The organism is Sulfitobacter sp. AS59, from assembly GCF_038899995.1.
Taxonomy (GTDB): Bacteria; Pseudomonadota; Alphaproteobacteria; order Rhodobacterales; family Rhodobacteraceae; genus Sulfitobacter.
In genome coordinates this window covers 1-7,787 of record NZ_JBBMQK010000019.1, presented here as the reverse complement: position 1 = coordinate 7,787, position 7,787 = coordinate 1, and the positions used below count along the sequence as shown (strand labels likewise).

Below are 7,787 nucleotides of genomic sequence, written 5' to 3'. Positions count from 1 at the left end.
TGCCGTCGCCCGTCGACTTCGAAAACAGACAGCACAGTATCAACCAAGAAGGTGTCTAGGGAACTAGGGGCTATTCAGTATAGAATATTCCCCCGCAATTCGTCCATTCTCTGGGTTTGCTAGAAACTGCATCGCGGAACGCTCCAAGCATCCCAAGAAATCATTGGATAACTTGTTCTGGAAAGAGCTCGTGAATTCGACCTATGGGAAGACCGCCCAAGGTTTGAGAGTACGTCGCATTTATGCTTTGCGAGATGCCGAAACGAAACCCTTGGAGCCTAGTAAGATCACCAATCCAGTGTTTGCCTCGTTCATAACGGCATCAGGCCTTCGTACTTTTTCTTCCAGTTGAAGTATGTCGCGGGACTAATACCCGCTTTACGGAAAATCTCGGCCACCGTCATGCGTTCGTTGCCGAGCTTTACAATAAACGCCTTCTGCGCGTCCGTGATTCGGATGTTTTCATCGCTTCCACTCCTTCTCCCGGCCAGGAAAGTAGCAGTCGGAAACTCTAACTCAAAATGCTCCAGTTTGCAGGGCGCAGAGCAGAACCTCTTTGCCGCTTGCCATGACAGGAAGAATTTAGAGCAACAATATTGTCGACACCACACATAGGCTTTATTCTACTTAGATAAGCTGCTGAGCTAGCGGGAAAACTAGTACCTATTCAGTGCGCCTCGCGAGAAAGCTGAGGGTCTTGCATCCGCGCGCTCTGCAAATGCAGCTAGAAAATCTGGACTTCAGAGGCAAATCGCTTCATCACTGGTACGACAGGCTAGACACTGGGACCGAACGCCTAGGTGGAGCGTCCATTCTGCTAGGCTTATTCTTTGTAACCACAGTGAAATACGTTATGTTTTAAGTGCCCGAACATTCGTCATTTAAGTGCCGTCTAAGGGATGCTAAGTGGCAAAGAAGTGATACGCTCCAAGTAAATATATCAGTGCACCGATTGACGCGAACACTGCACGATAACTTTATTAAACCTTAGAAGTGGTACAAACCATTGAAATCAAAAAACTGCTCACATACTCTTTGCAGTAAAAAGCTTCCTATATGACGCTATTGACTCAATTTTCCTCGTTAGCCGACGCGCTATCGAAATCGTTCAGCCCCTCGAATTTACGTAGCGGCATGTTGAAGCTTGCAGCCGGGAGCGGCCTTGCTCGGCTAATCGGCATTTGCTCAATTCCCATCCTTTCGCGTATCTACACAGTTGAGGATTTTGGCCTACTTTCTATCTTTGCATCATCTATGCTCTTGATCATCCCACTAATGACATTTCGATATTCGACTGCCATACCCCTACCAAGGAGCCGCCTCGGTGCGTTCTGCTTAGTTTCACTATCATGCATGATAGTACTGATGTCCAGCATAGTGCTTGGATTAGCTTTGTTCTGGCTCTCCACTCCAATATTTACTGCTGTCGGGGCGGAAGGAATTGCACGTTGGTGGTGGTTACTCATAATTGGTGGCGCTGCAGGCGCGCTCTACGAAGTTTTGATACTGTGGAGCACAAGGAACAGAACTTACGGTATCATTGCCAGAGCACAAATCATACAGTCTATGATCAGTGAATTCATAAAGATCTCACTCGGACTATTCTCACCACAGCCACTAGGCCTGATGATCGGGCAAACATTAGGTTATAGCGGTGGTATATCTCGTTTTCTGATTCTATATTACCGAGACTTCAAGGAATTATCTGGACGGATTACGTTAACCCGCACCAAAACGATTGCAATGCGTTATATTGGATTTCCAAAGTTTCGTTTAGTCGGGCAATTCATGCTCGTATTCTCGACGCAAGCGCCCATTTTTTTTACCTCAGCCTTCTTCGGCATTGCGGCGACCGGTCAGCTTAGCGTAGCTATAATGGCTGTATCCGCACCCTTCCTATTGATTGGACAAGCAGTTAGTAGAGCATACTTTGGGGAAATATCTCACATAGCGCTATCTAATAAATCCAACATAAAGAGCTTGCTATTTACAACAATGACTCAGCTTTTCGCTATTAGCCTAATCCCTTCCGCAGTTTTAATACTATATGGTGAAGATATCTTAACAATGTTGCTCGGTCAAGAATGGCGCACAGCCGGAAAGATGGCCTCTATACTAGCGTTCATGATCGCCCCTCAGCTAGTGTCATCCTCACTTCTACGTACACTGGATGTAATGGCTCTACACCGCCAAGTGCTTTTTTTGTATATTCAAAGACTCACGCTAATCATAATGGTATACTTATCTTGCTCAATGCTGGAATTCGACGTATTAAAAACACTTTGGGCATATACCATAGTTACTTCGATACATTATGCAGTTCAACTGTTAGTTATTGTGAAATCGATAAATACAAGAGGTTAGTGAGTATATATGATGTTTTTTCGTTTTTGCTTCAGTTTAATTCCCGGCGCTGACTTGAGATACCTCCTAAGAGATGATTTTGACGAGCGCTATTCTCCAAAATTTGTCCGTCGAGATTTTGACCTTGTAATTGATGGATTCCCCAGATCTGCAAACACATACTCATATTATTTAATTCAACTGTCTTTTCCAAACGCGAAAATTGGTCACCATATTCACTCATGGCAGCAATTTCTATTTGCTCGAATATGGCGGGTACCATCCGTTGCGCTTCTCCGCCAACCAGACGACGCAATAGCCTCCCTAGTTACGAAAAAGGGTGGGGCAACAGCGCTTCTTTATCTTGACTACGCTGTGATAACAGTGATGTCATCATTACTTGCTACCAAGATGCTCAGCTTCGAGGAAGCAACAACCAGAGCCTTAATGAGGCAAGCGCTGGAGGATATCGGCGCTCAAATGAAGATATCTCCCTTGGAAGTAGCCGATGAAGATATCGACAAACTGCTTCGAAAGAGAACGAACTGGAAAAACAAGCCTTCGGTCGCATTAAACCTCAACAGTCTGTCAATGTCTTCAAAATTGGCGCGAAGGATAGCGAAGAAAGCATATGCTTTCGCTTGCACAAGGAAAATAAGATGAAGAAACGCGTATTAATTTGGGGATTCTATGACCAGGGAAACTTGGGTGATGATTTGATGGCGCTAATGTTTGCCGAACTAGTCAAACAATCAGGGGCAACACCAGTAATTTGCAGCCAGAACATAGAACTTTCCAAGTACGGGTATGAAATTTCAGATGATCCGTTTAACGCCAAAATGGATATCATTTTTCTTGGCGGGGGAGCATTCTTTAAGAAGAGAAGTTCGTCAAAGTCCGTTATAGAGGATAAAGTTCTCAAACTTGCGGATTATTTAGACGGCAATCCAGTACCAATCTATGGTCTGTCCCTTGGTGGAGACGGTATCGATCAAATTGATCAGGCGAGCCCAAATCGCCAGAGAATTATTTCTTCTAAAGGCTTTCGAGGATCAACTGTACGTCTCCGTAAAAACTTGAATCTTGGGCCGTCGAACTTGACATTCTTACCTGACATTGTTTTGTGTACAGCCCATTTTTGCCATGAAATAATGGGGTGGGAAGTTCCAGATGAGAACACCCCGAGATTAGGTGCGCTGCTGAATTTCTCACGTCGTTCATTTACAAGCTTCCTGAAAATCTTACTGCGCACCCGGGGCTCGCAGATCGCATTATTCCAAGCTCATGCTTCCAAAAGCGCAAGCGGCGGCGAACTCTCGCTACCAGGAGTCAAAAATTATAGAGCTGACAACATTAGATCTGCCCTATCTGTTATTGCAGCCTCAGAGGTAATTTACTCGTCGAAGCTTCACCCGGGAATAATCGCTTTGTCTTTTGGAGTGCCGTTTCATCCAATTGGGTCTCGCCCGAAAACCATGGATTTCTTTAAAGATTTCGACCTCGAGGACTTTAAAGTAAACCCTCAATATTTTCAAAGTGATCTTTGGTCGAAGTATCTGGATCAAGTAAGTTTTATTTTGAGATATAGGTGAAATCATGCTTGGTTCATATTTGGGAATGGAGTTATTTATTTTCGGCAACACTCACCACAAGGAAGATGTTGTTATTATTTCTACATTACCATTTACTCTATTGGAGTCTTTTAAAATTGACGCTCGATGGTTTTACTATTCCATAGTACCGATGCCCTGTGCGCCGTTCGATCTGCCAACCAGGTACGATGCAAATATCCGTTTCAGAAAAAATATTCCACATACTGGCTTTGGTAATGCAATTGGTTTTCTAGGTCCTTCGATTTATACTATCTGTATTATAATTTCATCCTTCTTTTACAGATCGATGAGTGACATAAAATTTTCTCGCTGCGATTCGATCGTTCACGCCAGCTTTTATGCTAGCCCACTCATTCCCTTTTCTATTTATGCATAAATACAATTTGCGCACGTCAATGAAGTTATTTTATGTCTTCGCCATCCTATACTTTTCTATTTCCATATTTAGGTGCCTTCGCTTTAGAAGCTACAGCGCCATCAAGGTGTCAAGATGAAAGTGCTAGTTATATCAAAAAGCTTTTCCAAAGGGGGATCGGCATCAGGAGCGTCAAATCTGGCGCATGCACTTCAAGTTGCAGGTGCAGAGGTAATTTGTGTAGATCCTCGACCTGGTACTCCGAAGTCGTTTTTACGCTTTTTCGAACGAGTTTATGAACGTCTAGCACATGGTGCTGAGACACACTGCCTTAAGCTAGGACCTCCATCAGTAGATTTGGCGTCCCTATCCAAAACCGTCAAGCCGGATATAATACAGTTATGCGACGTTTCAGCAAATACAATCAACTTCTCACAAATTGACAATACACCTTGTCCGGTAGTTCACAGATTGAGTGACTTTTGGCCATATCATGGTTCGCACCATTATGCTGTTAGCCCCCCTAAGGTAGGTGACCTAGCAGATTACCTTCTGCGATCGCTAATCTACACTGGGCAGTCTAAGCCCGATATTCTCGTCTCACCCTCTGATTGGCTAGCTGAGCGATTAATTGCTGGCGGAATAGAGCGAGACCAGATAAGGGTAATCCGGAATGCGGTTAGCACCCCATTAAATAGAGAGCCTAGAGAGAGGCTTGGCCCGACACTGAGGTTTGGTTTTATCGCCGGCTCTATCGAAGATCCCCGCAAAGGCCTAAAAAATATTTTTCCATATCTATCAGAGCTATATATCAGCTCCAGTAGAAATATTAATATAGAGGTTTATTTGTTCGGCAACCCGACAAAGCCCAAACTTCCAAGTATTCCAGGGATTAAATGGATTCCGTCGGGCAGGTTTTCTAAACATCAAATGCAAGAAGTATTTTCAAGTTTTGATATACTTCTTTGCCCGTCAATATTGGATAATTCCCCTAACGTGGTGACCGAAGCTCTTTCTTTTGGAATACCTGTGCTTGCCCAATCTGGAACAGGGATGGACAGTTACATCACACCTGAAACGGGCGGGCTTCTCGATTTCGAAAACCCAAGTAAGAAAAATATTGATCAATTTCAGTCATACATTTCGGATATCGAAGGCCGATATGCTACCTATTCGACCGCAGCTTTGCGTGCTGCAAAGGATGACTTATCGCCACTCTCAATAGGTTCAGCCTATATAGAGCTGTATGCTGACTTAATTCGTGTAGATATGAAGAACAAGTGAATCGACCAAATCTTTGGCCTCACTGAAAATAGAAATTCAACACTGAAATTTTCTTGGCCATATATCGGAAGCGATATTAGGAAAAATGGGCAATTTAGGGGCGTCGGAGTTAACTGGACCTGTTGCGGTATGATGCCGCACCTTTGATCGCATTTTCTGCCGCAAAGGAGACTAACTATGGGACTTAAACGGACGGACGAGTTCGGCCAAGATGCGGTGCGGATTGCATTGACTAGTGGACTGACGCGTAATCAGGTGGCTAGTGACCTATTGCCGGCAGGCCATTACGTCGCAATGTCTCGAGAGGGCGGACGTGGGCACGCTGACGCTGAACAAATGGATCACCGCCCATCGAGACACGGACGTGGTTACAAAAATGAAAATTTGAGCATCACTCAAGAGAATGGCCGGCTTCGGCGTGGGGTCCAGCTTTTCGAGAAGGAGAGGGGACTCTGGACGCGCTGGAGGAATGGAGAGTCGCTCAGCGATATTGGTCGCGCCCTTTGCAAGCGCGCAGCCTCGGTCCCTGCTGTTGTCGTCGCCAAAGGTGGTATCGCGTCGGCCACCAGACGGCGGCGGCGGCCCGATGCACTTTTGCCGCTGCCTGAACGCGAAGAAAGCTCACGTGGGCTTGTGTGCCCGCCATTCACCGCACCGCATTGCCTGTGATCTTGAACGTTCGGCGTCCGCGGTCAGCCGAGAAGTCAGTCGCAATGGTGGACGGGGCAATTACCGTTCGATCAAAGCCGCAGCGAGATCGCTTCAGCCTGAACTGCGACCCAAGCCGTGCTTTCTCTCGACGCACCCTATGTTGCGGGCCGTCGTTGCTGAGACGTTGCAGGAGCAATAGTCACTTCCGCGAATGATCGGTTGGTTCAAGATCACGTATGATGAAGGCAAAGATATGCATGTCATTCACGAGGCGATTTACAAAAGTCTGTTTATCCAAGCACGCGGTGTGCTAAAAAAAAGCTGATGGCCCATTTGCTCAGTCGCCGGGTAATGCGCCTCGGCAACACGGCCAGCACCGCGGGGCAAACCCACGGCCTGATTATTGATGCTGTTTTAAATCCGCCGAGATTGAGGAGCGCTGCACCAAGGCATTCGGAAGGTAATCTGCTAAACGGTGCCATATATAACCATATCGCCACATTGCTGGAAACGGCTTCCCACTTTGTCATGCTGTTTCAAGTGGGTGGAAATGATAGCCACACCGCGTTGGGCGGGCTCATCCGGCGGGTCGGCCAACTTCCCAAAAGCGTCGTAGCGTCTCCGACTTTGGATCACGGCACTGAACTGGCATATAATAACAGGTTCAGCTTCATATCGGATATCTCGGTCTAATTTTACGGTCGTCAGAGCTCGTGGCAACGCAATAACAACAACCTTCTACGGTAGTATTTCCAAAAGGGTACCGATTTATCATCTTTTTGTAGAGGCCTCGACCACGTGGCGCTCAAGCTAACTTCCCGCCCATGAAAACGCTTGGATATGCAACGCCGTCTGATAAACGGGATGCAGCCCTTGCTCTGACCGGTTGAACTCATCGCAGCTCATTTTTTGCAGGCTTAAAGTAATGAAACTTAGGTTCGTCTAGGAATACAGGGGCCACTTTTCAGCCAACCATTTAGGTAGTGCCTTTGGCAACAGCTCTCGTAGCTCACGTGCGTTCCGCAACCGCACGGCCAGTCGCAGGCAACGGTCTGATCTGGTCAAGCTGCACACATCGAAGAAAAATTAGGTCTCAGCCTTGGCAGCTACGGCCGGCCGCGCATAACCGAGAACTCAAGGAGATCGGCTGGATGTTGGCCATCGTCGAGTTGGCCGACTGAAGCACCAGAACGATACATCCGCTGGGCGAACCCGTAAGCAAAAGGTCACCACTGACAGCGATCATTTGTTCAATATCGCGCCAAATTCTCTGGAGCGTAACTTCTCAGCAGATCAACCCAACCAGAAACGGATTGGACAGCTATGTTTGGAAGCGAGAAGGCTGGCTATATCTGTCTGTGGTGCAGGGCATGCATTCCCTACGCGTAATGGGGTGGGCAGTAACAATTGGTAGAAGCGCGATCTGGCTTATCCGGGCAAGCCACTGCCCTCCCCAAAACACAGACTGAGCTACCCCCCGAAAATCGGACACTGACGTAAGCTGCGATTTGTAGTTTGCTGATCTTCAACACGAAGGAGAT

At 46.6% G+C, this 7,787-nt stretch carries 5 protein-coding genes and 3 pseudogenes; 6 read left to right on the top strand and 2 right to left on the bottom strand.

Going from position 1 to position 7,787, the window contains the following annotated elements:
* Positions 1–317: 317 nt before the first annotated feature.
* A pseudogene (locus tag WNY39_RS17820) lies at positions 318–458 on the bottom strand (transposase); the annotation flags it as partial.
* Between the two features lie 907 nt (positions 459–1,365).
* Here WNY39_RS17820 and WNY39_RS17815 point away from each other — a divergent pair.
* Positions 1,366–2,364, top strand: a complete 999-nt coding sequence (locus WNY39_RS17815; RefSeq protein ID WP_342847720.1) for a hypothetical protein — start codon at positions 1,366–1,368, stop codon at positions 2,362–2,364.
* Between the two features lie 31 nt (positions 2,365–2,395).
* On the opposite strand, the gene WNY39_RS17810 is transcribed toward WNY39_RS17815, so the two are convergent.
* Positions 2,396–2,659: a hypothetical protein gene (locus WNY39_RS17810; protein WP_342847718.1), complete on the bottom strand. Its 264-nt coding sequence runs from the start codon at positions 2,657–2,659 to the stop codon at positions 2,396–2,398.
* A 343-nt stretch (positions 2,660–3,002) separates the two neighbouring features.
* On the opposite strand from WNY39_RS17810, the gene WNY39_RS17805 reads away from it, so the two are divergent.
* From WNY39_RS17805 to WNY39_RS17785, 5 genes and pseudogenes are all read left to right on the top strand, one after another.
* Positions 3,003–3,935, top strand: coding sequence for a polysaccharide pyruvyl transferase family protein (locus tag WNY39_RS17805; RefSeq protein WP_342847716.1), 933 nt, complete (start codon positions 3,003–3,005; stop codon positions 3,933–3,935).
* 511 nt (positions 3,936–4,446) lie between these two features.
* Positions 4,447–5,595 carry a glycosyltransferase gene (locus WNY39_RS17800; RefSeq protein ID WP_342847714.1) on the top strand — a complete coding sequence of 383 codons (1,149 nt, stop codon included), beginning with the start codon at positions 4,447–4,449 and terminating at the stop codon, positions 5,593–5,595.
* 177 nt (positions 5,596–5,772) lie between these two features.
* Positions 5,773–6,042: pseudogene (locus WNY39_RS17795) on the top strand (hypothetical protein); the annotation flags it as partial.
* Between the two features lie 528 nt (positions 6,043–6,570).
* Positions 6,571–6,939: a hypothetical protein gene (locus tag WNY39_RS17790; protein ID WP_342847712.1), complete on the top strand. Its 369-nt coding sequence runs from the start codon at positions 6,571–6,573 to the stop codon at positions 6,937–6,939.
* Between the two features lie 226 nt (positions 6,940–7,165).
* Positions 7,166–7,652 (top strand): annotated as a pseudogene (locus tag WNY39_RS17785) (IS3 family transposase); the annotation flags it as partial.
* Positions 7,653–7,787: the final 135 nt, after the last annotated feature.